26 protein-coding genes and 1 riboswitch are annotated in these 26,086 nt (G+C 70.7%); of the genes, 8 read left to right on the plus strand and 18 right to left on the minus strand.

Annotated elements, in window-relative coordinates; translation table 11 throughout:
- The first annotated feature begins 103 nt into the window (after positions 1-103).
- The gene (locus tag ACIA8R_RS00820) at positions 104-1,066 is read left to right on the plus strand and encodes an SAM-dependent methyltransferase (protein ID WP_397035721.1); all 963 of its coding nucleotides are present in this window, start codon (positions 104-106) and stop codon (positions 1,064-1,066) included.
- Here the strand turns inward: ACIA8R_RS00820 and ACIA8R_RS00825 are convergent.
- Positions 1,050-2,249: a cytochrome P450 gene (locus tag ACIA8R_RS00825; RefSeq protein WP_364084075.1), complete on the minus strand. Its 1,200-nt coding sequence runs from the start codon at positions 2,247-2,249 to the stop codon at positions 1,050-1,052. The two genes, ACIA8R_RS00820 and ACIA8R_RS00825, sit on opposite strands and share 17 nt — an antisense overlap.
- 75 nt (positions 2,250-2,324) lie before the next feature.
- A riboswitch (SAM riboswitch) is annotated at positions 2,325-2,440 on the plus strand.
- Between the two features lie 46 nt (positions 2,441-2,486).
- Between ACIA8R_RS00825 and ACIA8R_RS00830 the strand changes: the two genes are divergently transcribed.
- On the plus strand, positions 2,487-3,773 hold the full coding sequence (locus ACIA8R_RS00830) for an aminotransferase class V-fold PLP-dependent enzyme (RefSeq protein WP_397035723.1): 1,287 nt from the start codon (positions 2,487-2,489) through the stop codon (positions 3,771-3,773).
- 2 nt (positions 3,774-3,775) lie between these two features.
- Here ACIA8R_RS00830 and ACIA8R_RS00835 read toward each other — a convergent pair whose 3' ends face one another.
- The gene (locus ACIA8R_RS00835; RefSeq protein ID WP_397035725.1) at positions 3,776-4,480 is read right to left on the minus strand and encodes a DoxX family membrane protein; all 705 of its coding nucleotides are present in this window, start codon (positions 4,478-4,480) and stop codon (positions 3,776-3,778) included.
- A gap of 123 nt (positions 4,481-4,603) precedes the next feature.
- Here ACIA8R_RS00835 and ACIA8R_RS00840 point away from each other — a divergent pair, with 123 nt between their 5' ends.
- Together ACIA8R_RS00840 and ACIA8R_RS00845 are read left to right on the plus strand one after the other, a co-directional pair.
- On the plus strand, positions 4,604-5,749 hold the full coding sequence (locus tag ACIA8R_RS00840; RefSeq protein WP_397035727.1) for an NADH-quinone oxidoreductase subunit D: 1,146 nt from the start codon (positions 4,604-4,606) through the stop codon (positions 5,747-5,749).
- A complete protein-coding gene (locus ACIA8R_RS00845; protein WP_357702229.1) occupies positions 5,746-6,831 on the plus strand; it encodes an acyltransferase in 1,086 nt (361 codons plus the stop codon). The genes ACIA8R_RS00840 and ACIA8R_RS00845 overlap by 4 nt, the downstream gene beginning before the upstream one ends.
- Here the strand turns inward: ACIA8R_RS00845 and ACIA8R_RS00850 are convergent.
- The 11 genes from ACIA8R_RS00850 to dacB form a co-directional block, all read right to left on the minus strand.
- Positions 6,828-7,283 (minus strand): DUF3180 domain-containing protein, encoded by a 456-nt coding sequence (locus ACIA8R_RS00850; protein ID WP_397035729.1) that lies wholly within the window; start codon positions 7,281-7,283, stop codon positions 6,828-6,830. The genes ACIA8R_RS00845 and ACIA8R_RS00850 overlap by 4 nt on opposite strands.
- Positions 7,280-7,783 carry a 2-amino-4-hydroxy-6-hydroxymethyldihydropteridine diphosphokinase gene (folK, locus tag ACIA8R_RS00855; protein ID WP_364084065.1) on the minus strand — a complete coding sequence of 168 codons (504 nt, stop codon included), beginning with the start codon at positions 7,781-7,783 and terminating at the stop codon, positions 7,280-7,282. The genes ACIA8R_RS00850 and folK overlap by 4 nt, the downstream gene beginning before the upstream one ends.
- Positions 7,780-8,145 (minus strand): dihydroneopterin aldolase, encoded by a 366-nt coding sequence (gene folB / locus ACIA8R_RS00860; RefSeq protein WP_357702223.1) that lies wholly within the window; start codon positions 8,143-8,145, stop codon positions 7,780-7,782. The genes folK and folB overlap by 4 nt, the downstream gene beginning before the upstream one ends.
- The gene (locus tag ACIA8R_RS00865; RefSeq protein ID WP_364084062.1) at positions 8,135-8,581 is read right to left on the minus strand and encodes a nuclear transport factor 2 family protein; all 447 of its coding nucleotides are present in this window, start codon (positions 8,579-8,581) and stop codon (positions 8,135-8,137) included. The genes folB and ACIA8R_RS00865 overlap by 11 nt, the downstream gene beginning before the upstream one ends.
- The gene (folP, locus tag ACIA8R_RS00870) at positions 8,578-9,384 is read right to left on the minus strand and encodes a dihydropteroate synthase (protein WP_357702379.1); all 807 of its coding nucleotides are present in this window, start codon (positions 9,382-9,384) and stop codon (positions 8,578-8,580) included. Before folP ends, ACIA8R_RS00865 begins: the two co-directional genes overlap by 4 nt.
- 117 nt (positions 9,385-9,501) lie before the next feature.
- The gene (gene folE, locus ACIA8R_RS00875; RefSeq protein ID WP_357702221.1) at positions 9,502-10,080 is read right to left on the minus strand and encodes a GTP cyclohydrolase I FolE; all 579 of its coding nucleotides are present in this window, start codon (positions 10,078-10,080) and stop codon (positions 9,502-9,504) included.
- Positions 10,077-12,071: an ATP-dependent zinc metalloprotease FtsH gene (gene ftsH, locus ACIA8R_RS00880; RefSeq protein ID WP_357702219.1), complete on the minus strand. Its 1,995-nt coding sequence runs from the start codon at positions 12,069-12,071 to the stop codon at positions 10,077-10,079. The genes folE and ftsH overlap by 4 nt, the downstream gene beginning before the upstream one ends.
- Before the next feature lie 238 nt (positions 12,072-12,309).
- Positions 12,310-12,861 carry a hypoxanthine phosphoribosyltransferase gene (gene hpt / locus ACIA8R_RS00885; RefSeq protein WP_357702217.1) on the minus strand — a complete coding sequence of 184 codons (552 nt, stop codon included), beginning with the start codon at positions 12,859-12,861 and terminating at the stop codon, positions 12,310-12,312.
- Positions 12,862-12,871: 10 nt separating this feature from the next.
- A complete protein-coding gene (gene tilS, locus ACIA8R_RS00890; RefSeq protein ID WP_397035733.1) occupies positions 12,872-13,876 on the minus strand; it encodes a tRNA lysidine(34) synthetase TilS in 1,005 nt (334 codons plus the stop codon).
- 55 nt (positions 13,877-13,931) lie between these two features.
- Positions 13,932-15,008 (minus strand): zinc-dependent metalloprotease, encoded by a 1,077-nt coding sequence (locus ACIA8R_RS00895; RefSeq protein ID WP_357702213.1) that lies wholly within the window; start codon positions 15,006-15,008, stop codon positions 13,932-13,934.
- Positions 15,009-15,055: 47 nt separating this feature from the next.
- Positions 15,056-16,471: a D-alanyl-D-alanine carboxypeptidase/D-alanyl-D-alanine-endopeptidase gene (gene dacB, locus ACIA8R_RS00900; RefSeq protein ID WP_397035736.1), complete on the minus strand. Its 1,416-nt coding sequence runs from the start codon at positions 16,469-16,471 to the stop codon at positions 15,056-15,058.
- Positions 16,472-16,557: 86 nt separating this feature from the next.
- Between dacB and ACIA8R_RS00905 the strand changes: the two genes are divergently transcribed.
- The gene (locus ACIA8R_RS00905) at positions 16,558-17,052 is read left to right on the plus strand and encodes an inorganic diphosphatase (protein WP_357702209.1); all 495 of its coding nucleotides are present in this window, start codon (positions 16,558-16,560) and stop codon (positions 17,050-17,052) included.
- Between the two features lie 3 nt (positions 17,053-17,055).
- Here ACIA8R_RS00905 and ACIA8R_RS00910 read toward each other — a convergent pair whose 3' ends face one another.
- The 5 genes from ACIA8R_RS00910 to ACIA8R_RS00930 all read right to left on the minus strand — a co-directional run bounded on the left by ACIA8R_RS00910 (position 17,056) and on the right by ACIA8R_RS00930 (position 22,955).
- Complete coding sequence (locus ACIA8R_RS00910; RefSeq protein WP_397035738.1) at positions 17,056-18,066, minus strand: NlpC/P60 family protein; 1,011 nt, start codon at positions 18,064-18,066, stop codon at positions 17,056-17,058.
- Positions 18,067-18,242: 176 nt separating this feature from the next.
- On the minus strand, positions 18,243-18,899 hold the full coding sequence (locus ACIA8R_RS00915) for a hypothetical protein (RefSeq protein ID WP_357702205.1): 657 nt from the start codon (positions 18,897-18,899) through the stop codon (positions 18,243-18,245).
- Positions 18,900-18,906: 7 nt separating this feature from the next.
- The gene (locus tag ACIA8R_RS00920; RefSeq protein WP_364084050.1) at positions 18,907-20,376 is read right to left on the minus strand and encodes a sigma-70 family RNA polymerase sigma factor; all 1,470 of its coding nucleotides are present in this window, start codon (positions 20,374-20,376) and stop codon (positions 18,907-18,909) included.
- A gap of 103 nt (positions 20,377-20,479) precedes the next feature.
- A complete protein-coding gene (locus tag ACIA8R_RS00925) occupies positions 20,480-21,280 on the minus strand; it encodes a hypothetical protein (protein WP_357702201.1) in 801 nt (266 codons plus the stop codon).
- A 64-nt stretch (positions 21,281-21,344) separates the two neighbouring features.
- Positions 21,345-22,955: an ATP-binding cassette domain-containing protein gene (locus tag ACIA8R_RS00930; RefSeq protein WP_357702199.1), complete on the minus strand. Its 1,611-nt coding sequence runs from the start codon at positions 22,953-22,955 to the stop codon at positions 21,345-21,347.
- Between the two features lie 127 nt (positions 22,956-23,082).
- Between ACIA8R_RS00930 and ACIA8R_RS00935 the strand changes: the two genes are divergently transcribed.
- Genes ACIA8R_RS00935 through ACIA8R_RS00945 form a run of 3 tightly spaced genes read left to right on the plus strand, consistent with a single transcriptional unit; the run spans position 23,083 to position 26,029 of the window.
- A complete protein-coding gene (locus ACIA8R_RS00935) occupies positions 23,083-24,255 on the plus strand; it encodes a DUF4185 domain-containing protein (protein ID WP_397035741.1) in 1,173 nt (390 codons plus the stop codon).
- Positions 24,252-25,262, plus strand: coding sequence for a DUF4432 family protein (locus ACIA8R_RS00940; RefSeq protein WP_397035743.1), 1,011 nt, complete (start codon positions 24,252-24,254; stop codon positions 25,260-25,262). Before ACIA8R_RS00935 ends, ACIA8R_RS00940 begins: the two co-directional genes overlap by 4 nt.
- On the plus strand, positions 25,259-26,029 hold the full coding sequence (locus ACIA8R_RS00945) for an SDR family NAD(P)-dependent oxidoreductase (RefSeq protein ID WP_397035745.1): 771 nt from the start codon (positions 25,259-25,261) through the stop codon (positions 26,027-26,029). The genes ACIA8R_RS00940 and ACIA8R_RS00945 overlap by 4 nt, the downstream gene beginning before the upstream one ends.
- Positions 26,030-26,086 lie beyond the last annotated feature (57 nt).

Here is a 26,086-nt window from a genome sequence, read left to right on the forward strand (position 1 = left end):
TCGCTCTGTGACAGTGCGTAAACGTTAGCGCAATGTAGCGACCAAGAGTAGTCAATGAACGACTCTGCGTGTCGAACCCTTCGGTCATGAGATAGTCACCCTCATGTGGCTCACCTGGCGCGCCGCCACGGAACGCGCGCTCTACGGCGAGGAGGGCTTTTACCTCCGCGAACGCCCCTCGGGCCACTTCCGCACCTCGGTCGGAGCCTCGGCCGTGTTCGCGGAGGCGGTCCTGGCCCTGCTGGTGGAGGTGGACTCCGAGCTCGGCTCCCCCGAGCGGCTCGACCTGGTCGACGTCGGCGCGGGCGAGGGGGTGCTGGTCAGCCGCATCCTCGCGGCGGCCGAGCCCGCTCTGCGCGACCGGCTGCGGGTCACCTGCGTCGACCTGTCGCCCCGGCCCGCCGGGCTGCCCGACCAGGTGGAATGGAGCCGCTGCCTGCCGTCCAGCATCACCGGGCTGGCCGTCGCCAACGAGTGGCTCGACAACATCCCGCTCGACGTGGCCGAGCAGACCTCCGGCGGCCCCCGTCTGGTCATGGTCAACACCAGGACCGGCGAGGAGCGCCTCGGCGGCCCGCTGCGGCCCGCCGACCGCGAATGGCTCGAACGCTGGTGGCCGCTGCCGCACGTGGGCACCCGCGCCGAGATCGGCCGCCCCCGCGACGAGGCCTGGGCCTCCGTTCTGGTACGTCTCACCCACGGCCGGGCGATAGCCGTGGATTATGCACACCCTGTGGATAACCGACCGCTCTGTGGCACGCTGACCGGTTACCGCGGCGGCGCGGTCGTGGCCCCCGTCCCTGACGGGACCTGCGACATCACCGCCCACGTCGCCCTCGACGCGTGCGCCGAGGCCGGGCGGCGGGCCGGCGCGATATCCACAACCTTGTCCACACAGCGCGACATGCTGCGGGCGCTGGGCCTCACCGGCGCCCGGCCGCCGGTCGACCTCGCCGCCGCCGATCCGCGTGCCTACGTACGGGCGCTGTCGCGGGCGTCGGAGGAGGCAGAGCTGATCGATCCGGCCGGGCTGGGCGGGTTCGGCTGGCTCAGCCAGAGCCGGTGACGTCGAGGTCGAGCGAGCGCAGGCCGCGGATGACGAAACCGGGCTTGTAGACCGGCTCCGCGCGCAGCTCGATCGTCCCGACCCGGTCCAGCAGCGCGGTGAACGACTCCGTCAGCTCGATCCTGGCCAGCGGCGCGCCCAGGCAGAAGTGGATGCCCGCGCCGAAGGAGATGTGCGGGTTGTCCGGGCGGCCCAGGTCGAGCCGGTCCGGGTCCTCGAACACCTCGGGGTCCCTGTTGGCCGAGCCGAACAGGCAGGCCACCTCCGAGCCGCGCGGGATCCGCACGCCGTGGACCTCGATGTCCTCCAGCACCCAGCGCTCGAAGAGCTGGAGCGGGGTGTCGTAGCGCAGCAGCTCCTCGATGGCGGTCGGCAGCAGCGAACGGTCGGCGCGCAGCCGGGCCAGCTCGCCGGGGTTCTTCAGCAGGGCCCGCCAGCCGTTGCCGGAGACGTTGACCGTGGCCTCGTGGCCCGCGTTCAGCAGCAGGACGCAGGTGCCGGCCAGCTCGTCGAGGGTCAGCTCGGGGATCGCGGCCAGGGCGCTGACCAGGTCCTCGCCGGGGTTGGCGATGCGTTCGCGGGCCAGGTCCTTGAGGTAGGACTCGAACTCCTCGGCCGCGCGCACCGCCTGGTGCTGGGTCTCCAGGCTGGGGTTGAGCTCGTACATGCCGCACATGTCGGCCGACCACGGGCGCAGCAGGTGACGGTCCTGCTCGGGCACGCCGAGCATCTCGGCGATGACGGTGACCGGCAGCGGCTCGGCGACCTCGGCGATCAGGTCGCCGCCGCCCTTCTCGACGTACGCGTCGATCAGGCTCTCGGCGATGGCCCGGACGCGCGGGCGCAGCGACTCGACCATGCGCGGCGTGAACGCCTTGGACACCAGCCGGCGCAGCCTCGTGTGGTCCGGCGGCTCGACCTCCAGCATGCCGTTCCTGCTGACGCGCCAGAAGGCTTCCTGGAACTCCGGCTCGGGCTGCCGGCCGAACTCCTCGTGCGTGGCGACGTGGGTGTAGTCGCGGCCCAGCCGGCGGTCTCTGAGCAGCGCGTTCACGTCCGCGTGCCGGGAGATCAGCCACTGGTTGGACGGCTCGAAGTAGCGTACGGGCGCCTCGCGCCTCAGCTCGTCGTACGCCGGATAGGGGTCGACGACGAAATCCGGATTCCAGGGATCAAAGCGCACTATTTCATCTTATGAGACGGGTTGACCTGCTGGGCTTGCGAATCGTGCCTCGGTGTCGGTTATAGTGCCGTCGTAGGTCATGAGTGCCAGCGACAAGCCCCGGCTAGCTGGCCGGCAACCCTCGCGTCCGCGGCGGGGTGCCCCGGGTGAAGACCTGGTCCGTCACGAGGTGTGGCGGGCAAGCGCGGGCTCCGTGGCTGTTCCCAGGGGTCCGACCGACCCGTGAGGAGCCGTGCCATGTCCACTTTGACGATCTTCAACTCCGTGCCCGCCCAGGCCGCCGAGACCCCCGCCGCCCCCTCCGGACGGCCGATCCCCGCCGTGCTCGGCGCCGACCTGGAGGTGCCGGTCAAGGGCGGCCGCCTGGTCAGCTACGCCAACCTCGACTACGCCGCCAGCGCCCCCTGTCTTGAGCCGGTCAGCGCCGCCGTCGCCGCCGCGCTCCCGGCCTACTCCAGCGTCCACCGCGGCGCGGGCTACGCCTCCCAGCTCACCACCGCCCGGTACGAGCAGGCCCGCCACACGGTCAGGGCCTTCGTCGGCGCCCGTGCCGACGACGCCGTCATCTTCACCCGCAACACCACCGACGCCACCAACCTGCTGGCCCGCTGCCTGCCCGAGGACGCGACCGCCGTCGTCTTCGACTCCGAGCACCACGCCTCGCTGCTGCCCTGGGCGCGGTCCGTGCGCCTGGCGCCGCCCGCCTTCCCCGGTGAGGCCGTCCGCGCCGCCGACGAGGCGCTGGCCGGGATCGAGGGCCCCAAGCTGCTCGTGGTCACCGCCGCCTCCAACGTCACCGGCGAACTGTGGCCCATCGCCGCCCTGGCCCACATCGCCCACCGGCACGGCGCCCGCATCCTGGTGGACGCCGCCCAGCTCGTCCCGCACCGCAGGCTCAACCTGACCGCGCTCGACCTGGACTACGTGGCCTTCTCCGGCCACAAGCTGTACGCGCCCTTCGGCGCCGGGGTGCTGATCGGACGCCGTGACTGGCTGGCCGAGGGCGAGCCGTACCTGAAGGGCGGCGGCGCGGTGCGCTCGGTCGGCGAGACCACCGAGTGGCACGACGACCCCGAGCCCCGCCACGAGGCCGGCACCCCCAACGTGCTCGGCGCCATCGCCCTGGCCGCCGCCTGCGACGCGCTCACCGCCACCGGGTGGACGGAGCTGGTGCGCGAGGAGGAGCGCCTGATCGCCCGGCTGCGTACCGGTCTGTCGTCGATCGAGGGGGTGCGCGAGCTGTCGCTGTGGGGCGAGGACCACCCCCGGGTGGGGATCGTGTCGTTCGTCGTGGACGGCTACTCGGCCCGGGAGGTGGCCGAGGCGCTGTCCGGCGAGTACGGCATCGGCGTGCGTGACGGAAAGTTCTGCGCGCACCCGTTCGTCCGGCACCTGCTGGGCACCTCGGACGGCGGCTGCGAGGACGGGACCGCCTCCGCGGTACGCGCCTCCATCGGCATCGGCAGCACGCAGGAGCACGTCGACCGCCTGGTCGAGGCCCTGCGGGACCTGGTCGGCCGCTGAGCTCAGCGGTTGGGCGGCTTCGGGTGGGGCGGCTCGTCGGACACCAGGGCGTCGATGTCCCTCATGTCCTCGTCGTTGAGGTGCCCGGGGCGCGGCGCGTTGGGCTGCCTCGGCACGTTGGGCTGCTCGACCTCGCCCTCGGGCCGGACCGGCGTCGTCGGGCCGCCCTCGGGTCGCGTCGGGCCGCTCTCCGGGCCGGGCTGTGTCACGGGCCCCTCGGTGACGACCGTCGTCGGCTCGGCACGCCGGGCCGGCCGGTGCGCGGCGAGGTCGTCCTCGGCGATCCGGCGTTCCTTGCGGCGGCGGAACATCGAGTGGACGATGCCGTCGAGGCCGATGCGGCCGCCACCCAGCGCGGCGAGCATCAGCGAGAGCGCGCCGAGCGCGCCCGGCAGCTCCCATCCCCCGTTCTGCGACAACACCCCGTGTCCTGCGTGCACGAAGACGACCGCGCCGATCATGTCGATGAGCAGCAACAACGCCACCGGCCGGACCAGCAGGCCGAGGATCAACAGGACGCCGCCGATCAGCTCCACAATGGCGGCGAATCCGGCGGACAACCCAGGCATGGGTATGCCCATCTCCCGGAACTGTCCCGCCGCGGCACCCAGCCCGCCCTGCCACTTCTGCCAGCCGTGGACCACGAAGATCACGCCGAGTACCACCCGGGAGATCAGGGCCGCCACATCAAACAGAACTCTTCTCACAGTGCTTTCTCCCCCCGTTCCCGGTATTGATCCCCATGTCTGGCTTCGGGATGCGTTGCCATACGATTCCTTGACCATCCCCCACGCTGGCTCACCTTACGGGACGGTGGCAGCATGGGCCCTATGACGGAACGCGTGGTCGGGATCGGCGCCGGCGCGAAGGAGCTGGCGACCGAGGACATGATCCTCAACATCGGTCCCCAGCACCCCTCCACGCACGGCGTGCTCAGGCTCCGGCTCACCCTCGACGGCGAGCGCATCACGGCGGCCGAGCCGATCATCGGCTACATGCACCGGGGCGCGGAGAAGCTGTTCGAGGTCCGCGACTACCGCCAGATCATCATGCTCGCCAACCGGCACGACTGGCTGTCGGGGTTCGCCAACGAGCTGGGCGTCGTGCTGGCCGCCGAGCGGCTGCTCGGCATGGAGGTGCCGGTCAGGGCCGTGTGGGCGCGTACGGTGCTGGCCGAGCTCAACCGGGTGCTCAACCACCTGATGTTCCTCGGCTCCTACCCCCTCGAACTGGGCGCGATCACCCCCGTCTTCTACGCCTTCAACGAGCGCGAACGCATCCAGGCCGTCATGGAGGAGATCTCCGGCGGGCGCATGCACTACATGTTCAACCGGGTCGGCGGCCTGAAGGAGGACCTGCCGCTCGGCTGGCTCGACCGGGTCGCCGAGGCCGTGGCCGAGACCCGCCGCCGGGTGCCCGACATCGAGAACCTCATCCTGAACAACGAGATCTTCCTCGCCCGCACCAAGGGCGTCGGCGTGCTGACCCGCGAGCAGATCCTCCAGTACGGCGTCAGCGGGCCCATCGCCCGCGCCTCCGGCGTCGATCTCGACCTGCGGCGCGACGACCCGTACCTGGCGTACGGGGAGCTGCCGGTCAAGGTCGTCACCCGGCGCGACGGCGACTGCCATGCCCGGTTCGAGGTGCTGTTCGAGCAGCTCAAGGTCTCGCTCGACCTCGCCGACGCGTGCGTCACCCGGCTGCGCGAGCTGCCTCCCGGGCCGGTCAACCAGCGCCTGCCGAAGGTGCTCAAGGTGCCGGAGGGCCACACGTACGCGTGGACGGAGAACCCGCTCGGCATCAACGGCTACTACCTGGTCTCCAAGGGCGACAAGACGCCGTGGCGGCTCAAGCTGCGCTCGGCGTCGTTCGGCAACGTCCAGGCGCTGCGCGAGCTGCTGCCCGGGACGCTGGTGGCCGACATGATCGCCATTCTCGGCTCGATGTTCTTCGTCGTGGGTGACATCGACAAGTGAGCACCCCCGAACGCGACAAGTACGTCGACTGGCTGCGCGCCCTCAGCCTCATCGTCGTGGTGGTCTGGCACTGGGCGTTCACGATCCTGGAGTGGAAGCCCACCGGCCCCGAGCCCACCAGCCCGCTCGGCTTCACCTCCGGGTTGTGGATCCTGACCTGGCTGCTCCAGGTGCTGCCGCTGTTCTTCTACGTCGGCGGCCACGTGCACCTGCTGTCCTGGAACCGGGCCCAGGCGCGCGGCGTCGGCATCGGGGCGTTCGTGTGGCGGCGCATCCGCGCGCTGTCCCTGCCGGCGTTGTTCCTGTGCGGCGTGTGGATCTCCGTCGGCGCGGTCGTCACCTGGGCCTTCCACGTGGAGTGGATGTGGCGGGTGGTGCTGCTCGTGCTCAGCCCGCTGTGGTTCCTCGGCGTCTACCTGGTGCTGATCGCGCTGCTGCCGGTGGCCCTGTACCTGCACAGACGCTACGACGTGCTGGCCCTCATCTGGCTCGGCGGCTCGGCCCTGGTCGTGGACGTCGTTCGCTTCCGTTACGGCTACGAGTGGGCCGGCTGGCTCAACATGATCATCGTCTGGGGCCTGGCCCACCAGGCGGGCTTCTTCTACGACCGGATCGTCGTCCTGCCGAGGCGGTACGACGTCGGCATCCTGTGGACCGGCCTGTTCGCCCTGATCGGCCTGGTCTACTCGGGCATCTACCCGGGCTCGATGGTCGGCGTGCCCGGCGACAAGTGGTCGAACATGGCGCCGCCCACGTTCGTCATCGTCGCCCTGCTGATCTTCCAGATCGGCCTGGTCGAGGTGCTGCGCCCGGCCATGGAACGGGTGCTCGAACGCCCCCGCTGGGCGCGCGCGAACTCCTTCATCAACCGCTACGCCCTGCCGCTGTTCCTCTTCCACACGACCGGCATGGCGATCGCCTTAGGGCTGTCGTGGTGGCTGTTCGGCAACCTCGGCACGAAGATTCCGCCGGACCTGAAATGGTGGCTGGAGCGGCCGATCGCCATCGTCGGGCCGCTGATCTGCACGCTTCCGGTCATCTACCTCTTCGGCCGCCGCCGCCCCTCCGCCAAGACGCGCTAGTCGGACTTGCGCTCGTCGGAGTCCTTGGGGATGCGGCAGCAGTGTTCGAGGTAGAGGGCCGCGCAGACGAGCACCACGCAGGCCACGAACGACCCGGCCGCCACGAAGAACTCCGAACGCGGCGTCTCCCGGTCGAAGATCTGCAGCGTGTACGCGGCGAACCCGGCGAACATGCCCGCGAACACCGCCCCCGCGTACGCCGACGCCTTGGCCAGCGCCGCCAGCCGGGCCACCGCCAGCGGCTCGACCGGCTTGGTGTTCGGCTTCCTGGCGATCCTGGCCTTGGTCACCCACCCGCTGTAGCCCTCGCCGAGGGCCAGCAGCAGCACGGTCGGGATGGCCGTCCAGGGCATGATGGGCAGGTCGGAGTAGAAGTGCCGGACCGCCGCCCAGACGACCAGGGCGACGACGAGGAGGAGAGCGGCCAGCCGGCCGGGATGCGTCGGCCTCAATCGGGCCTCTGCAGCTTCAGGTCGTCGCGCAGGTGCACGCCGTGCCGGTCGAGCCCGGCCAGCAGGTCGGCCACCCGGCCCCTGCCCGGCACCGTGGCCTCGGGGTCGACCACCGACCAGGGCACCAGCACGAACGCGCGCTCGTGCACCCGGGGATGCGGCAGCGTCAATTCGGGGTCGTCGGACATGGTCTCGCCGACGACGATCAGGTCGACGTCGAGCGTGCGCGGCCCCCACCGCTCCTCACGCACCCGCCCGTAGGCGTTCTCCACGCCCAGCGCCCGTTCGAGCAGCGTACGCGGCGGCAGCTCGGTCTCGGCGACCACGACCGCGTTGAGATATGGCTCCTGCCCGGCGGGCCCTCCGACCGGATCGGTCTCGTAGACCGGGGACACCTTGACGAACTCCAGGCCCGGGGCGTCGAACATCGTGTCGATGGCCCCCTGCAACGTCTGGAACCGCTCGCCCAGGTTGCTGCCGAGCGCGAGGACGGCCTTCATGTGCGGCTCCTCTCGATCGTCACGATCACATCGTCGAACGGCAGCGGGATCGGCGCCGCCGGTTTGTGCACACTCACCTCGACCTTGTCGACCAGCTCACTGGCCAGGCAGACGTCGGCCAGCCGCTGCGCCAGCGTCTCGATCAGCTCGACCGGCTCACCCTCGACCACCTCGACCAGCGCCTGAGCCAGCTCGCCGTAGTGGACGGTCTTGGTGAGATCGTCGCCGGCCGCCGCCGGGGCGGTGTCGAGGAACAACGTCGCGTCGACCACGAACTCCTGGCCGAGCTCCCGCTCGGCGGGCAGGACGCCGTGCCTGCCCCTGGCCCGCAGGCCCTTGAGAGCGATGCGGTCAGACCTCAAGCTCGCCCTCCTCGTCCTCGTCGTCGTCTCCCTGGAGCACCGGGGAGCCGTGGTGCATCCACAACCGCCAGCCCTGTGAGGTGCGGATGTAGACGTTACTGGCCACCACCTTGCCCGCGGCGAAGCTGGACTCACCCTCCTCGCCCGCCGTCAGGATGTTCTCCACGCAGGTGAGCACGGCCACGTCGCCCAGCACGGTCGTGTTGACGTCGGTCAGCACGAACTGGATGTAGGTGGTGTTGGCCATGATCAGCGCCCACGACCGCAGCACCTCCGACCGGCCGGCCAGCAACGTCCAGCCCGGGTGGACGCAGCTCACCTGGTCGTCGGCGGTGTCCTCGGCCCAGATCTCGGTCATCTTGTCGAGATCGGCGCTCTCGATCGCGGTGTAGAACTCCTGGTTGACCGTCTCGATGGCGGCAGTGTCGACACTCATGTGCCTGCTCCGGCTCTCTTCCATGCGGCCGCCACGCGCACGGCATCGGCATTGGGACCTACCTCGTGCACGCGCACGCACCAGGCCCCCGCCTGCGCCGCCAGCGCGGTCACCGCCAGCGTTGCGTCGTCGCTCCTGCTGAACGGGCGGGGTGCGCCGTCGGGGCCGGCCAGCAGCCGCCCGAGGAAGCGCTTGCGGGAGGCCCCGATCAGCAGCGGGTAGCCCAGCTCGGCGAGCTGCGGGATGCCGGCCAGCAACGCCCAGTTGTGCTCGGCGTTCTTGGCGAAGCCGAGGCCCGGGTCGAGCACGATCTGCTCCGGCGACACCCCCTCGGCCAGCACCAGGTCGACCCGCTTGCTCAGCTCCTCGCGCACCTCTGTCACGACGTCGGCGTAGACGGCGCGGCTGTCCATGTCATGGCTGTGGCCACGCCAGTGCATCACCACGTAGCGCGCCCCCGTGGCGGCGACCACGCGCGGCATCGCGGGATCGGCCAGGCCGCCGCTCACGTCGTTGACGAGCCTGGCGCCCGCCTCGACCGCGGCCCTGGCCACCTCGGCGCGCATCGTGTCGACGCTCACCGCGACGCCCTCGGCGTCGAGCGCCCGGATCACCGGGACGACCCTGGCCAGCTCCTCCTCCAGCGACACCCGGGCGGCGCCGGGACGGGTGGACTCACCGCCCACGTCGACGATGTCGGCCCCCTCCCGCACCAGGTCGAGACCGTGCTGGACGGCGGCCTCCTCGTCGAACCACAGGCCGCCGTCGGAGAAGGAGTCGGGGGTCACGTTGACCACGCCCATGACGAGGCACCGCTCCGTACCGCCCGGCACGTTGATGGGCACGCTAGTCATGGGGCAAGCCTAGGCGTTCCCCCACACCTGCCGACATCTCGGGTCCCCAGTTGTGGATAACGATCGTCACCTGCCGAGGATCAGCGCCATCGCCTCGGAGCGGGTCTTGTCGCTGGTACGGAAGTCGCCGCGGACCGCCGACGTGACCGTCTTGGCCCCCGGCTTGCGCACGCCGCGCATCGTCATGCACAGGTGCTCGGCCTCGACCACGACGATGACCCCGCGCGGCTCCAGCACCCGCATGAGGGCGTCGGCGATCTGCGAGGTCATGCGCTCCTGCACCTGCGGACGGCGGGCGAAGACGTCGACCAGCCGGGCCAGCTTGGACAGCCCGGTCACCTGGCCACGCTCGTTGGGGATGTAGCCCACGTGGGCCACGCCGTGGAACGGGACCAGATGGTGCTCGCAGGTCGAGTAGACCTCGATGTCCCTGACCAGCACCATCTCGTCGTGGTCGACGTCGAAGACCTTGTTGAGCACGTCCTCGGGCGTCTGGCCGAGCCCGGAGAACTGCTCGGCCATCGCGCGGGCGACCCTGGCGGGCGTATCGAGCAGGCCGTCGCGGTCGGGATCCTCACCGATGCCGTAGAGGATCTCGCGGACGGCCTTCTCGATCCGCCCCAGGTCGACCTCGTGCTGGGTCACGCACTGTCCCCGGACTGGAAGGCGTCCTGGTGGCCGGAGGTGAGCGAGCCGTTGGCCGACTGCTCCTTCGGGGTCAGGATCGGCGGGCGGTCGGACGGGAGCCGCTTGCCGTAGCCCGCGTACGAGGGCCTGTGCTCCTTGACGACCACCGGGGCGAAGATCTGCAGGACCTGCTCGCGGGAGAGGGTCTCCTTCTCCATGAGCTCCAGCACCAGGTTGTCGAGCACGTCGCGGTATTCGACCAGGATGTCCCAGGCCTGGTCGTGCGCCGTCTCGATCATCCGGCGGACCTCCTCGTCGATGGAGGAGGCGATCTTCTCGGAGTAGTCGCGCTCGTGGCCCATCTCGCGGCCGAGGAAGACCTCGGCCTGGCCGGTGCCGAACTTACGGGCGCCGAGCTGCTCGCTCATGCCGTACTCGGTCACCATGCGGCGGGCGACCGCCGTGGCCTTCTCGATGTCGTTGGAGGCGCCGGTGGTGGGCTCGTGGAAGACGAGCTCCTCCGCCGCGCGGCCGCCGAGCAGCATCGCGAGCTGGTCCATCATCTCGGACCTGGTGGCCAGGAACTTGTCCTCCATCGGCAGCGTCATCGTGTAACCGAGGGCGCGACCGCGGGACAGGATGGTGATCTTGTGGACCGGGTCGGAGTTGGGCAGCGCGTGCGCCACCAACGCGTGACCGCCTTCGTGGTAGGCGATCATCTTCTTCTCCTTGTCGGACATGACCCGCGACTTGCGCTCGGGCCCTGCCATGACACGGTCGATCGACTCCTCCAGGACCTCCATCGTGATCAGCTTCTGGTCGGCCCGCGCGGTGAGCAGGGCCGCCTCGTTGATCACGTTGGCCAGGTCGGCGCCGGTGAACCCGGGGGTGCGGCGCGCGATGACGTCGAGGTCGACGTCGGGCGCGAACGGCTTGCCACGACCGTGGACCTTGAGGATGCCCTTACGGCCCTCCAGGTCGGGGCGGTCGACGGTGACCTGCCGGTCGAACCGGCCGGGACGCAGCAGCGCCGGGTCGAGGATGTCGGGCCGGTTGGTCGCGGCGATGAGGATCACGCCGCCCTTGACGTCGAAGCCGTCCATCTCGACGAGCAGCTGGTTGAGGGTCTGCTCGCGCTCGTCGTGACCGCCGCCCAGGCCGGCGCCGCGGTGGCGGCCGACGGCGTCGATCTCGTCGATGAAGATGATCGCGGGGGCGTTGGCCTTGGCCTGCTCGAACAGGTCACGCACTCGGGAGGCGCCGACGCCGACGAACATCTCGACGAAGTCGGAACCGGAGATCGAGTAGAAGGGCACGCCCGCCTCGCCCGCGACCGCGCGGGCCAGCAGGGTCTTGCCGGTGCCGGGCGGGCCGTAGAGCAGCACGCCCTTGGGGATCTTCGCGCCGATCGCCTGGAACTTGGCCGGGGCCTGCAGGAACTCCTTGATCTCCTGGAGCTCCTCGATGGCCTCGTCGGCGCCGGCGACGTCGGCGAACGTCGTCTTGGGGGTGTCTTTGGTGATGAGCTTGGCCTTCGACTTGCCGAAGTTCATCACCCGGGAGCCGCCGCCCTGCATCTGGTTCATGATGAACAGGAAGATCAGCACGATGATGACGATCGGCAGGAAGCTCACCAGGATGCTGAGCAGGAAGTTCTCCTGGGGCACCTCGGTGGTGAAGCTCTTCGTCTTGTCGGCGTCGACCTGAGCCTGCAGCTCGTCGGTCAGCTTCGCGCCGTAACCGCTGACCCAGTTGGACTGGATCAGCTTCGCCGGGGCGTCACCCGGCCGGACGACGATCGGCTTGGCGAGGGTGAGCTCGACCCGATTGTCCTTGTCGACGACCTTGGCGCTGGTGAAATTGCCGGCGCGAATCTGTTGGAGAACCGTGGACGTGTCGGCCTGCTTGAAATTGCCCCCGCCGCTCCAGAGCTGGGTGACGAGCAGGAGCAGCACGACGATGCCCAGGATCCACAGCAGTGGCCCACGTGTAAATCGCTTGAGATCCATCCGATGCGGAACCCCTTGCGGGCCCGTCCCTTCCTGACCATGGCCTGGAACCCCGGGCTGGCCCGGGGCCGCGGCATCCGACACCGCGACTTCTGACTACCCGAAGGGGACTTGCGGTCACCCTTCCGGAGTCTGAAGGTACACCGGCACGGCGCGCGGAGGGACCCGCCCGCTACACCGGTCTTGCCCTATCAACGTACGTCACGTTGCGCGATGTTCCCGGCCATGGCCGGGATTACTACTTATAAACGTGCGGCGCGAGCGTTCCGATGAACGGCAAATTGCGGTAGCGCTCCGCGTAGTCGAGCCCGTAGCCGATGACGAACTCGTTGGGAATGTCGAAGCCGACGTATTTCACGTCCATCGGCACCTTCACCGCGTCGGGCTTGCGCAGCGCCGCGCAGATCTCCAACGAGGCCGGGTTGCGCGACTTCAGGTTTTCCAGCAGCCAGTGAAGGGTGAGGCCGGAGTCGATGATGTCCTCGACGATCAGGACGTGGCGGTTCAAGATGTCGGTGTCGAGGTCTTTCAGCACCCGTACGACGCCGGAGGACTTGGTGCCCGCGCCGTAGGACGACACCGCCATCCAGTCCATCTGCACGGGCACGTGCAGCGCCCTGGCCAGGTCGGCCATCACCATGACCGCGCCCTTCAGCACGCCCACGAGCAGGACGTCCTTGCCCGCGTAGTCCTCGTCGATGCGCCCGGCAAGCTCTTTGATCTTGGCCTGGAGGTCGTCCTCGGGGATGAGGACCTTCTCCAGGTCTTTGCCCATGTCGGCAGCGTCCACCTGTGGTTCCTTAAACGATGGGACTGATGGCGACTATCAGGGTGCCATACCGCCGAACTGCGGACAGACCTCCGGGTAGATCGACCGCCTTCTGGCCGCGCCATTGTGTGACCAGCCGATCGACCGCCAGCACGTGGGTGGCGGAAAGCGCTCCGGACGGCGTGCCCGCCGCGATGGCCGCGCGCCTCAGCACCCTCCGTCGTACGGCGTCGGGCAGTTTCTCCAACTCCGGTACGGACAGCGTGACGGACGGCCCGATATCGCTTAGAGCGCAATTCGGGAACGCCGTTTCGGCCCACTGATCGAGGGCGTCGGCGTCCTCCCGAGCCATTCTGGCGGTCCGCGCGAGCGCTTCGGCCACCCCCGGGCCGAGCTCTTCGTCGAGCATCGGCAGGATGCGCTTCCTGACGCGGACGCGGGTGTAACGGGGGTCGTCGTTGTGGGGGTCGTCCCAAGGGTCGAGGGACATCGCGCGGCAGGCGGCGACCGTCGTGGCCCTGGACAGGTCGAGGAAGGGCCGGCGGTAGCGGCCCGCCCGGGCGGCCATGCCGGAGATCGAGCGCAGGCCGCTCCCCCTGGCCAGGCCCAGCAGCACGGTCTCGGCCTGGTCGTCGCGGGTGTGGCCGAGCAGGACGGCGGCGGCCTGGAGGCGGTCGGCCGCCTCGGCCAGCGCGGTGTACCTGGCGTCGCGGGCGGCGGCCTCAGGGCCGCCCTCGGTGCCGACGGTGACGGTGAGCACCGCCGCCGGGGCCAGGCCGAGCCCGGCGGCGATCCCGGTGACCTGCCGGGCCCGGTCGGCCGAGCCCGGCTGGAGCTGGTGGTCGACCGTGACCAGGCCCGCGCGCAGACCGGCGCGGGGGGCGACGAAGGCCAGCGCCGCCGCCAGGGCGAGGGAGTCGGCGCCGCCGCTGCACGCGGCCAGCACCAGCGCGCCGGTGCCGCCGAGGTCGGCCAGCGCCTCGCGCACGGCCCTGCGCACGTCGGCTACGGCTGGATGGGGACCCACGAGAGCCATTGTCCCGGCTGCCGGAACCCGCCGCACGCCGCGGCGGGTCCGGTGGGGGTCGAGGTCAGGCGGGCAGGGCGGGGGTGCCGATGACGCGGTGGATCCAGGCGTCGGGGTCGGCGATCTCGGCGATCGTGGGCAGGGTCTCAGGGGACGTCCAGACCTTGTTGAAGCCGTCCATGCCGACCTGGTCGACCACCTTGCGGACGAACGCCGAGCCTTCGGCGTACTGCTTCATCTTGACCTCGATGCCCAGCAGGCGCCGCACCGTGCGGTCGACCCGTGAGCCGCCCTCGCGGCGCTGGGCGAACTTGGCGCGGATCTCCGAGACGGACGGGACCACCGACGGGCCCACGGCGTCCATGACGAAGTCGCCATGGCCCTCGACCAGGGTCATCACGGCGGTCAGCCGGTCGAGGATCTCCTTCTGGGCGGGCGACTGGATGGCGTCGATCAGGTTGCCCTCGCCGCCCCTGACGACGTCGGCCACCGTGTCGGCGGCGTTGCGCAGACGGTCGAGCAGCGTGGGCAGGTCGAGGTCGGAGGCGAGCAGGAACTCGGTCATCTGCGACCGGACGTACTCGCGCAGCCAGGTCACGCCGGTGAACTGCACCCGGTGGGTCTCCTCATGGAGGCACACCCACAGGCGGAAGTCGCGCGGCACGACGTTCATCTCGCGCTCGGCGTGGACGATGTTGGGCGCCACGAGCGTCAGGCGGCCGGTCGCCTCCTGGCCGGTCGGGTCGGGCGGCAGGAACAGCTCGTACTGGCCGAGCACCCGGGAGGCGAGGAAGGCGAGGACGGCCCCGACCTCCACGCCGGTGATGCGGGAGCCCACGGCGGTGACGATGGCGGGCGGCGGGTTGGAGCCGCCGCTCATGCGCTGGGTCAGCGGTTCGAGGACCACGCGGAAGCCCTCGACGTTGGCCTTGATCCAGCCCGGACGGTCGACGATGGTCGCGGGCTGCGGCGCGGTCTCGGTGTGGATCTTCGTGAACTCGCGCACGTGGCCCTCGGCCTCACGTGACAGCGTGCGGAGCTCGGCGACGGCCTGCCTGGCCTCCTCCTTGCTCACCTGAGGACCGGGGCGCACCAGGCGCGTGCCGGTCGTGACGGCCAGATCCCAGTCGATCACCTGCATAGCGTCCACCGTACGTTGTTCTCGTCACGCCTGCGAAGAAGCGGCGTTCAGGATCGCGCGACGATCGCGGCGAGCTTGTCGAGCACGGGTTCGGCGTTCACCGGCACGTCGTCGGCGAGGAAGGCGAAGGTGACCAGCCGGCCGTCCTTGGTGGTGGCCAGGCCCGCCAGGGTGTTGACGTTGTTGAGCGTGCCGGTCTTGGCGCGTACGAGGCCGACCTGGCCCTTGCTGTCGGCGCGGGTGAAGCGCCGGCCGTTGCCCAGCGTGCCGGAGAAGCCGGCGATCGGCATGCCCGAGTCGACGGCCCGCAGCTCGGGGTGCTGGGCGGAGCCGGCGATGGCGATGACCCTGGCCATGGCGTCGGCGCTGACCCGGTTGCGGATGGACAGTCCGCTGCCGTCGGCGACGCTGACGCCCTTCGTGACGCCGAGCCGCCGCATCACGCCGACCACCGCCTGCGCGGCCCCCGCGAACGACGCCTCCTTGCCCTCCTTGATGGCGACGTGCCTGGCCAGGGCCTCGGCCATGTCGTTGTCGCTATGGGTCAGGGTGTGCTCGACCAGGGCGTAGAGGGGGGCGGAGTCGACCTTGCCCAACTCGGCGGCGCCCGCTGCGGCCTTCTCCTGGCGGACGTCCTTGGAGACGGTGACGCCGTACTTGGGGAGGAGCCGGGCGAAGGCGGCGGCGGCGGTCGCGGCCGGGTCGGCCACGCGGGGCCGGGCGCCGGGGCGCTGGCGTCCCTCGTCGATGGCCAGGGCGTGGACGGGAGCCGCCTCGCCGTCGGGCACGTAGTTCGGCTTCCAGCCGGGCGCGAGGGTCGGCCCGGTGAACAGGCTGTCGTCGTAGGCGAGCATGACCTTCCTGACGCCCTTCGCCTTCAGCGTGGCGGCGGTGCGGGCGGCCAGGGTGGCGAGGGACGCCTGCTTGGGGTAGCCGGGCTTGGCCGTCGGCCCGGCGAGCAGCGGGTCGCCCCCGCCCACCAGGACGATCGCGCCGGGCGCGCGGCCCTGGACGACGCGGGTGGAGAAGCGGGTGTCGGGGCCCAGCGAGGCGAGCGCCGCGGCGGTCGTGACGACCTTGTTCGTGGAGGCCGGGGTGATGCCCAGGTCGGGGTTGGAGGCGAAGATCTGGGCCCCCGTCCTGGCGTCGAGCACGACCGCGCCGACCCGGCCGCCGAGCGCTTCGTCACCCAGCGCGTCGGTGAGCTGGCGGGTCAAAGTACTCTTAGTCGGGAGAGGTCCGTCTCCTGACGTCGCCGAAAGCTGGGCCAGCACAGGCCCCGAGGTGACCACGGGGGCGGGGGGGATTCCCCGGGGAGACGCCGTCGGCCCGATCGGTGACGGCTGCCTCGTCAGCGCGCTCAGGTTGAAGTCGCTGGTCATGGCGTAAACGCCGATGACGATCGTGACGATCTGGAGCACGGCGAGAGTGGCCAGCATCACCGTACGCTCGTGCCGCGCCACGTCGCCTGACCTCTCTCCTGGTGTTCGCCTACGAGACATTAACGCCCAGCCGGGACTTCCCGGGGGCCTTGAGCGGAGGAACCGCGGTGGAGTTCGACGTTGTCGTTGAGATTCCCAAGGGGCAACGGAACAAGTACGAAGTGGACCACGAGACCGGGAAGATCAGGCTTGACCGGCTCCTGTTCACCTCCACGCAGTACCCCGCAGACTACGGCTTCATCGAGCACACCCTCGGCGAGGACGGCGACCCGCTCGACGCCCTGGTGCTGCTCCAGGAGCCGACGTTCCCGGGCTGCTACATCACCTGCCGCGCGGTCGGCATGTTCCGGATGACCGACGAGAAGGGCGGCGACGACAAGGTCCTGTGCGTCCCCTCGACCGACCCCCGGATGCACCACATCCAGGACATCCACCACGTGTCGGAGTTCGACCGGCTGGAGATCCAGCACTTCTTCGAGGTCTACAAGGACCTTGAGCCCGGCAAGTCCGTCGAGGGCGCCAACTGGGTGGGGCGCATCGAGGCCGAGGCCGAGATCGAGCGCTCGTTCAACCGGGCGAAGGACGCGGGTCACCACCACTGATCCTCACTGGGGCCTGGTGGCGCCCACCAGGTCCCCTCGCCAGATCGGGGCCACGCGCACCACGTCGCCGGTCTGCGGCGCGTGCACCATCTGACCCTGGCCGACGTAGATGCCCACGTGGTGGATCGTCCCGGGGTCGTCGGTGATGCGGCCGAAGAACAGCAGGTCGCCGCGGCGGAGCTGGTCCAGCGGCACGTGCGGGCCGGACGTCCACTGGGTTCCGGTCCAGTGGTCCAGATGCACGCCCACCTGTTCCCAGGCGCGCATCACCAGGCCCGAGCAGTCATAGGTGTCGGGGCCGGCGGCGGCCCACACGTACGGCTTGCCGAGCTGGGTCAGTGCCCAGTTGGCGGCCAGGTTGCCGCCCGCCGACCCCGCCGCCCCGGCCGCCGACAGGGCCAGGGCCCGACGCCTGGCCAGCAGCTCGGCGTGGCTGCGGGCGGCGTTCACCCGGCGTTGGAGCTGCCGCCTCTCCACCCGGAGGGTGTGCGTCTCGCGGCGCTGCCGGGCGACGGCCGCCTCCGCGGCGAGCTTCGCCTGCCGGGCGCGCTCCGAGGCCGCCTGCTGGGCGTCGTAGGCGTTCTGCGCCTGCTCCCCGAGGATGGCGGCGACCTCCTGGGCGTCGCTCATCCTGCGCAGGATGCGGGCCCGCTCGTCGCCGAGCTGGCTGAGCAAGCTCGCCCGGTGCAGGAAGCCGTCCACGCCGCCCTCGTCGATGAGCATGCCGATGACGGGGTCCATGGGCGTCATGCCGCTGTAGCTCTCCGCCGCGAGCAGCGCGACGGCCTGCCGGGCGCGCTCGGCCTCGACGTCGGCCGCCGCCTGACGTTCCCGGGCCTGCCCGTACGCCTGCTCGGCCTGCCGGAGCCGGACCAGCTCGCCGTTGTACGCCTCCACCTGCCGTTCCACGCCGGACGCCAGCTCGTCGAGCCTGGACTGGGCCGCCGCCAGCCCGGCGCTGGCCACCCCCAGCTCCTTCGAGCGGTGGCGGGCGGTCTCTCGCGCCTTCTTCACGTCCTTGGCCGACGGCATGGGGTCGGCCGCCACCGGCGGGCACGGAGTGAGCGGACACAGAGCGACTAGCAGGGCGCACGCCAGGAGCCCGGCCCGAATTGAGCGCATAGGTCCCCCTGAAAACAGATGGTTACTCTATGCACACAGTTCCCAGTGCTCTCATGCACGTAACGTCATCACCGCAGGCGGAAGAGGCGCTCTATCCAGGGACGGATGCCGGCCACCACCGGCTGGGCGGCTCTCGGATAGGTGAAAACGGGGGTTTGGCCGCCGTACGCGGCGTGCAGTTCGGCGGCCTTGCACCAGTCTGCGGTCACCCGGGCCGTGGCCCACGCCGCCGCGATGGCCGGCCTGGCCTCCGGATGGCGGTCGTAGGTCTGGTAGAGGGTCATGGTGGCGTCGGCGGCGGCGTGACCGTCGCCCGGGTAGGCGGTGCCCGCCAGGTAGGGGGCGGTGACCCGGCCGCCGTGGCAGGTGTCGAGCACCCAGGTCCAGTTGGCCGTCACCAGCCCGAGCACCGGATCGGGGACGTCGGCGGCGGCGCCGTACATGCGTTCCTGGCGCGGGCCGGTCAGGCGGCGGGCGTCCCACAGCCAGTCGAGCTCGTCCGGCTGCGGTCCGCCGGCCAGCCAGGACAGCACGGCCAGGCCGCGCGCGGTGCGCAGACGGGACAGGTCGAGCACGTGGCGCAGCATGCGGGGGCCGCGGTCGAGCCAGGTCGGCCAGTCGACGCGATGACCTCTGGGCACCAGTTCGGCCACCCGCCGGGGGACGGGCAGCGGGCAGACCCGGCGGCCCAGGTGCGGGTCCTGGCGCAGCTCGAACGCCTCCACGGCCCGTTCAGCCGCTCTCGACGGGCGTGGCGGGCTCCTCGGTGGGCGTGTGCGTGGGAGGGGGCGTGTGGGTGGGCGTGGCTGTCTCCGTGGGCGTGGTGGTCGGCGCGGGCGTCTCGGTGGGCGTCGGGGCGGGGGTGGGGGTCGGCACCGGCGGCGTGCGGGTCGGCGGACGCGTGCCCGGCTCACCGTGCGGCGGACGGCCGGGCGGGCGGCTCGGCCATCCGGGACCTCCGGGCTGGCCGGGCTGGCCGTACGTCGGGTCGCCGGGGTTCTGGTCCGGCGGATCGGCCTGTGGCGGATCGTCGGGCGTCGGCTGCGGGTCGCCGGGCTCGGGTTCGGTGGTCGGCGCGGTCGCGTGCGTGGGCACGAGCACGGCCGGCGGCACCGGCGTCGTCGAGCCGAGCATGCCGAACGGCTCGGGCGCCGCGCTGTCGAGGATGGGCTCTACGGTCAACTGGACGTCCTGCGGGTCGGGTTGCCAGGGCAGTCTGATGCCGGGCGGCTCGCCGGTGGCGGGGAACGCGGCCGTCGCCACCCCGGCGAGACCGCCGTTTTCCTTGCCGAACTGGTTGAAGATCACTGCTATCGCCACCACGGTCGCGACCGCCGCCAGCGCGCCCGCCACCGCTTGAGGCCACCTTCGAGCCGCCGTCTGGGTGGGAACGGGAAACCCGGCGGCGTCCAGGGAGGCCGTGCGCCGGGCGACGTAGCGGCGGTAGGGCAGCAGCTCGGGGTCGGCGAAGCAGCTCATGACCCTGATGCGCAGCGCGTCGGGGAGCGCGGCGGCAGGCAGCAGGGCGAAGACCTTGGCGGCCGAGGCCTGACGGGTGCGGTGGGGGGCGCAGACCTCGCAGCGGGCGACGTGCCCGACCAGGTGCTCGCGCATCTCCCTGGTGAGCTCGCCGGAGAAGCCGTCGAGGATCCGGGCCCGGCGCGGGCAGTCGTAGGGGCCCTTGCGCGCCAGGATCTCGGCGGTGACGGCGTCGGTGAGGTGCTCGCGCGCCTGCTCCCTGGCCTGCTCGACCTGGCGCGGCGACATCGCGAGCACCTGGGACAGGTCGGCGGTGTCCAGCTCGTGCCTGGTCGCGAGCTCCAGCACCTCGCGGTCGGCGACGGGCAGGCTGACGACGGCGTTCCAGGCCATGAGCCGCAGGTCGGCGTCGGCCGGGTCGTCGAGAGGCGGCGCCTCGGCCAGCGCCTCGTCGGCGCCGGGCGGCGCGGCCATCCGGCGGCGCAGGCATTCGAGCCGGGCCAGGGCGAGCAGCCAGACCCGGAACCTGTCGGGCTGGGACAGCGCGCCCGCGTGCGCCTCGGCGGCGATCAGCGTGTCGCGCAGCGCCACCTGGGCGCTGTCGGTGTCGAGGAGGAGGGACCAGCAGTAGCGGTAGACGCTCTCCGCGTAGGTGTCGTAGAGCGCGGCGAGGGCTCCCGGGTCACGGGTGCGGAGTGCCTCCACCAGGACGCGGTCATTCATGTGACCGAAGGTAATGGATCGGTAACTAGTAGTTCTACCGGTTCCGCCGCTTGTCTACCGCGACCCCGTCATTCCTCGACCTATTTGTTCGGACTAATACCGATTACTGCTTTACCTGTCCCATGACCTGGCTCCCCCGGTCGACCGCGAACGGCTCGGAGGTGGGCTTGACCGTGTGCTCCGGGATCGCGCCGCCCATGGCCAGATCCTCGTAGGGACGGCCGGTGGAGCCCCAGGTCCTGGCGGTGACGTCGGTCTTGGCGACCTTGCTGTCCTTGGGCAGTCCGGCCACGGTGAGGATGAACCTGGGCGGACTGCCGGCTTTGACGTCGTCCACGAACGTGCTGCCGCCGCCGAGCAGTTTGCCGGCCCCGTCGCGCAACAACGCGTTCACCACCAGGCTGCTAGCCGGCAATTGATACGGATTCCCGACATAGCCGGTAATTAGGTAAGAGCCGTCTTTTTGGCGCATTGTCTGGACGCGGCTGATCGGGAACGACTGGAACGACGACGGGATGCGCGCGGCGGTCCGCCACTGCGCCGGACGGTACTGGATGGTCACCTTGACCGGCTTCTCGGCGGTGGACGCCTGGCCGGTGAAGGCCAGGGAGCCACCCGGCGGCACGGCGTCGAGCGGCTGGTCCATGCGCACCACCTCGGTGCCGGCGGCGTCGCGGCCCACGATGGTGGCCACCACGTGCTCGCCGAAGTGCCACGGGTTGGCGTTGCTGAGCACGCCCGCCCAGTTGACGGCGTAGCCGTCGGAGGACTTGGCGATGTTCGAGACCTGCTCCTTGAGAACGAGCGGCTTGAGCGATTGGGCTGGCTGGTCCTCACTTGAACAACCGGCGAGGCAGATCGCCCCGAGTGCGAGGAGGCTGACGGTTCGGCTACGCAGGATCACTTTGCCGTGATAACCCGTGCATGGGCACGGCTGTCAGATGACACGCGCCGGGCGTACCAACTCTTTAACGCCGCCGGACGACCCTGGACTCGTCCCATACCGGCTCGGACGACTCGTAGACCATGCCGTCGGAGCCGAAGACCAGGAAACGGTCGAAGTCGGCGGCGAACCAGCGGTCGTGGGTGACCGCCATGACCGTGCCGTCGAACGCGTCGAGGCCCACCTGGAGCGCTTCGGCGCTGGCCAGGTCGAGGTTGTCGGTCGGCTCGTCGAGCAGGAGCAGCGTGGCGCCCGACAGCTCCAGCAGCAGGATCTGCAGCCGCGCCTGCTGGCCCCCGGACAGCGTGTCGAACCGCTGCTCGGCGATCAGCCCGGCCAGCTCGTAGCGGGCCAGCGTCTTCATGGCCTCGTTCTTGAGCCTGGCGTGCTCGTTCATCACGATCTCGACCGGCGTGCGGCCGAGCAGGTCGGGCCTGGAGTGGGTCTGGGCGAAGTGCCCTGCGACGACCCGGGCGCCGAGCCTGGCCACGCCGTCGTGCGTGACGGGCTCGCCGGCCAGCAGGCGCAGGAAGTGGGACTTGCCCGAGCCGTTGGAGCCGAGGACGGCGACGCGCTCGCCGTACCAGATCTCCAGGTCGAACGGGCGCATGAGGCCGGTCAGCTCAAGGCCCTCGCAGATGACCGCGCGCTTGCCGGTGCGGCCGCCGCGCAGCCGCATCTTGATGTTCTGGTCGCCGGGGGCCTGCTCGGGCGGGCCCGCCTCGACGAACCTGCGCAGCCGCGTCTGGGCCGCGTGGTAGGGGGCGGCCATGCCGTCGTTGTACCTGGCCTTGTTCTTCAACATGTTGACCAGGGCCTTGAGCTTGGCGTGCTCTTCGTCCCAGCGCCTGCGCAGCTCGTCGAGCCGCTCGTTGCGGGCCTTGCGGGCCTCGCCGTAGCCGGCGAAGCCGCCGCCGTGGATCCAGATGTTGCCGCCCTCGACCGTGATGATGCGGTCGGCGGCGTTGGCCAGGAGCTGGCGGTCGTGGCTGACCAGCAGGACGGTCTTGGACGTCTCGCGGAGCTGCTGCTCCAGCCACTCCTTGCCGGGCACGTCGAGGTAGTTGTCGGGCTCGTCGAGCAGCAGGGTCTGGTCGGGGCCGCGCAGCAGCGCCTCCAGGACGAGCCGCTTCTGCTCGCCGCCGGACAGGGTGGCCACGTCGCGGTACTTGACCCGGTCGTACGGGACGCCGAGGGCGGCGACCGTGCAGGTGTCCCAGAGCACCTCGATCTCGTAGCCGCCCGCGTCGGTGTAGTCGCTGATGGCCTGCGCGTAGCGCATCTGCGCCTTCTCGTCGTCGCGCTCCATCATGACCAGCTCGGCCGCGTCGAGCCGCTCGGCCGCCTGCCGCACGGCCGGCGGGGCCACGCCCAGCAGCAGGTCGCGGACGTTGCTGCCGTCGCGCACGCTGCCGATGAACTGGCGCATCACGCCCAGCCCGCCGGAGCTGGTCACGTTGCCCTCGACGGGTTCCAGATCGCCTGCGACCAGGCGCATGAGCGTGGTCTTGCCCGCGCCGTTGGGCCCGACGAGCGCCGCCTTGACACCGTCGCCGATCCGGAAGGAGACGTCGTTGAGCAAGGGCCGGCCGTCGGGCAGCACGTATGTCAGATGTCCTACTTCAACGTGGCCCATCCGGGCAGGCTACCGGCCGTTCTGCACCACCGGCACCCGATTTTCGTGCGGCGATACCGGAGGACTCTGGACAGCAAGTGATCTAATGACTAGAACTGTACGGGACCCCCAGCCCTAGGAACCGGTGATGACGCGATTCCGCTCCTCCCTCGCCCCCCTCGCCGTCGCGATGCTCGGTCTGATCGCCGTGCCGCAGCAGGCGTGGGCCGCGCCGCCCAAGCCCGTGCCGCCGTCGGTAGGCGCGACCCAGCAACAGCAGTCCGGCCCGGTCTCGGCCTGCGCGCCCACCGTGCGCGGCGCATCCGTGGACGCCCGGCTGACCAGCCTGTTCACCTCGTACGGCAACGACAACAACCGCCTGGACGACTGGACGGGAGCCGACGGCACCTACTCGGTCAAACTGCCGAACGGCCGTGAGCTGTGGGTGTTCTCCGACACCTTCCTCGGCCGGGTCAACCCCGACGGCTCCCGGCCGCCGGTCGTCGAGGAGGGCGGCAGCACCGTCTTCCTGAACAACTCCTTCGCCGTCGAGCGGGACGGGCGGCTGTCCACGGTCCACGACGGCACGGCCGCCGAGCCCGAGGCCGTGATGCCGCCACGCGACGACAAGCACTGGTACTGGGCCGGGGACGCCACGCTGGCGGGTGGCCTGGTGGAGGTCACGTACCAGGAGTACGAGCGGTTCGGCTCCGGCGCGTGGGACTGGCGCTGGCACCGGAACGTGGTGGCCAGGTTCGCGCCCGGCCGGCTCGACCAGCCGATCAGCGTGCACGACCTGCCCTCGGGCCACGGCGTCTCCTGGGCCTCCGGCCTGCTGAAGGACGGCGGCTACACCTACGTGTACGGCGTCGAGGACCTCGGCTCGGCCAAGTACATGCACCTGGCCCGGGTCAGGGGCCAGAGCCTGCTGGGCACGTGGGAGTTCCGCACGGCCGACGGCTCGTGGTCGCCGGACGAGACCGACTCGGCCCGGATCATGGGCGGGGTGGCGAACGAGTACAGCGTCACCCGGGTCGGATCCGGATATGTCCTGATCACACATGACACGACCGAGGTGCTCAGCCCCAACATCGTGGCCTACTCCTCGTGCTCCCCCACCGGCCCCTTCACCGGCAAGCAGCACGTCTACACCACCCCCGAGACCAGCGGGAACGTCTTCACCTACAACGCCCACGCCCACCCCGACGTCGCCGGGAACGGCCTGGTGGTCTCCTACAACGTCAACAGCTTCGTCAACACCGACCACTACCGGGACGTGTCCATCTACCGGCCCAGGTTCCTGGACGTGACGTTCGAGTGAGGCGCAACTGGGCGGCGCGCCTGCGGCGGCTCACCCTCGACGGGCTGCGGGCGGTCACGCTGGAGAACGAGCGGCTGCGCGTGACCGTCGTGCCGGACAAGGGCGGCGACGTGGTGGAGTTCCTGCACAAGCCCACCGACACCGACTTCGTCTGGCTCTCCCCGCAGGGCCTGCGCGATCCGCGCGACCACCGTCACGGCGCGGCCGACGACGTCGCCCAGTTCGTCGACCACTACGAGGGCGGCTGGCAGGAGGTCTTCCCCAACGGCGGCGCGCCCAGCGAGTACCGGGGCGCGCGCCTGGCCCAGCACGGCGAGGTCGCCGGGTTGCCGTGGTCGTGCGAGGTGGTGGCCGACTCCGAGGAGGAGGTCGCGGTGCGGCTCGGCGTGCGCACGCGGCGGCTGCCGTACCGGGTGGAGAAGGTGTTCCGGCTCCGGGCGGGGACGGCCGCGCTGGAGGTCGAGGGCCGGGTGACCAACGAGTCGGACCTCGCGCTGCACGCGATGTGGGGGCAGCACATCGTCTTCGGCAGGCCGTTCCTGCGGGCGGGCGCGCGGATCCGGCTGCCCGAGGGGGTGCGGGTGATCCCGCACGCCGGCCCGATCGACCCGGCCGGGCGCCGGGTGCGTCCCGGCGGGCCGTGGCGGTGGCCGGTGGTGCCCGCCGACGGAGGCGGGGAGACGGATCTGAGCGTGGTGCCCGGGCGGGGCGGGCCGAGCGACATCGTCTACCTCACAGGCTTCCCTCAGGGTTGGTACGAAATTTCGGGGGATATCGGTATGCGGGTGGAGTGGGATGCGGCGCTCCTCCCCTACCTGTGGATGTGGCAGGAGCTCGGCGCGTCCACCGGCTATCCCTGGTGGGGACGGGCCTACACACTGGGGCTCGAACCGTTCGCCGGCATGCCGACCGACGGCCTGGCCGCCGCCGTGGCCAACGGGAGCGCCCTGCCGCTCGGACCGCAGGAGACCAAGGTGTTGAGGTGGCGCGCGGAGGTGCTGGCGTGAGTGAGTTTTCCGGCAAGGTGGCGCTGGTCACCGGCGGCTCGATGGGCATCGGACGGGCGGTCGTCGACCGGCTGGCCGACGGCGGCGCGAACGTGGTGTTCTGCGGCGTGGACAAGGACGCGGTGCTCGACAGCGAGCACGTCACCGGTGTCGTCGCCGACGTGCGTCGGGCCGGCGACATGCGCGACCTGGTGGACCTGGCCGTGACCAGGTACGGCGGCCTCGACGTCGTCGTCACCTGCGCCGGCGTCCAGCGCTACGGCACGGTCGAGGACACCCCCGAGGAGGTGTGGGACGAGGTCATGGACGTCAACCTCAAGGGCGTCTACCTCACGTGCAAAGCCGCCGTGCCGAGGCTCAGGGAGCGCGGCGGCGGCTCGATCGTGATCATGTCGTCGGTGCAGGCGTTCTCCTCGCAGGCGCAGGTGGCCGCCTACACCGCGAGCAAGGCCGCCCTGAACGGCCTGACCAGGGCCATGGCGCTCGACCACGCGCCTGACGGGATCAGGGTCAACGTGGTCTGCCCCGGCTCGGTGGACACCCCCATGCTGCGCTGGGCGGCCGACCTGTGGCGGGGCGGGCTGTCGCAGGAGGAGCAGGTCCAGCAGTGGGGCAAAGCCCATCCGCTGGGCCGCGTCGGCCGCCCCGAGGAGGTGGCCGAGCTGGTGGCGTTCCTGGCGGGGCCGCGCTCGTCGTTCATCACCGGCGCCGAGCACCGCGTGGACGGCGGTCTGCTGGCCCGAAACCCCGCGGCGCTCCCCGACTAGGTCGAGTAAGTCCCCAGTCGCCTCCCAATCCTGGCAATCGTTGCGTCAACGCGACGA

The sequence above is a fragment of the Nonomuraea sp. NPDC051191 genome (assembly GCF_044455665.1).
Lineage (GTDB): Bacteria > Actinomycetota > Actinomycetes > Streptosporangiales > Streptosporangiaceae > Nonomuraea.

Excerpts from the sequence above, each read along its gene's own strand:
- ACIA8R_RS00820 (WP_397035721.1), top strand. The coding sequence starts at position 104 with ATGTGGCTCACCTGGCGCGCCGCCACGGAACGCGCGCTCTACGGCGAG.
- ACIA8R_RS00830 (WP_397035723.1), top strand. The coding sequence starts at position 2,487 with ATGTCCACTTTGACGATCTTCAACTCCGTGCCCGCCCAGGCCGCCGAG.
- ACIA8R_RS00840 (WP_397035727.1), top strand. The coding sequence starts at position 4,604 with ATGACGGAACGCGTGGTCGGGATCGGCGCCGGCGCGAAGGAGCTGGCG.
- folK (WP_364084065.1), bottom strand. The coding sequence starts at position 7,783 with ATGAAGGCCGTCCTCGCGCTCGGCAGCAACCTGGGCGAGCGGTTCCAG.
- ACIA8R_RS00865 (WP_364084062.1), bottom strand. The coding sequence starts at position 8,581 with ATGAGTGTCGACACTGCCGCCATCGAGACGGTCAACCAGGAGTTCTAC.
- folP (WP_357702379.1), bottom strand. The coding sequence starts at position 9,384 with ATGGGCGTGGTCAACGTGACCCCCGACTCCTTCTCCGACGGCGGCCTG.
- ftsH (WP_357702219.1), bottom strand. The coding sequence starts at position 12,071 with ATGGATCTCAAGCGATTTACACGTGGGCCACTGCTGTGGATCCTGGGC.
- tilS (WP_397035733.1), bottom strand. The coding sequence starts at position 13,876 with ATGGCTCTCGTGGGTCCCCATCCAGCCGTAGCCGACGTGCGCAGGGCC.
- ACIA8R_RS00895 (WP_357702213.1), bottom strand. The coding sequence starts at position 15,008 with ATGCAGGTGATCGACTGGGATCTGGCCGTCACGACCGGCACGCGCCTG.
- ACIA8R_RS00920 (WP_364084050.1), bottom strand. The coding sequence starts at position 20,376 with ATGAATGACCGCGTCCTGGTGGAGGCACTCCGCACCCGTGACCCGGGA.
- ACIA8R_RS00930 (WP_357702199.1), bottom strand. The coding sequence starts at position 22,955 with ATGGGCCACGTTGAAGTAGGACATCTGACATACGTGCTGCCCGACGGC.
- ACIA8R_RS00935 (WP_397035741.1), top strand. The coding sequence starts at position 23,083 with ATGACGCGATTCCGCTCCTCCCTCGCCCCCCTCGCCGTCGCGATGCTC.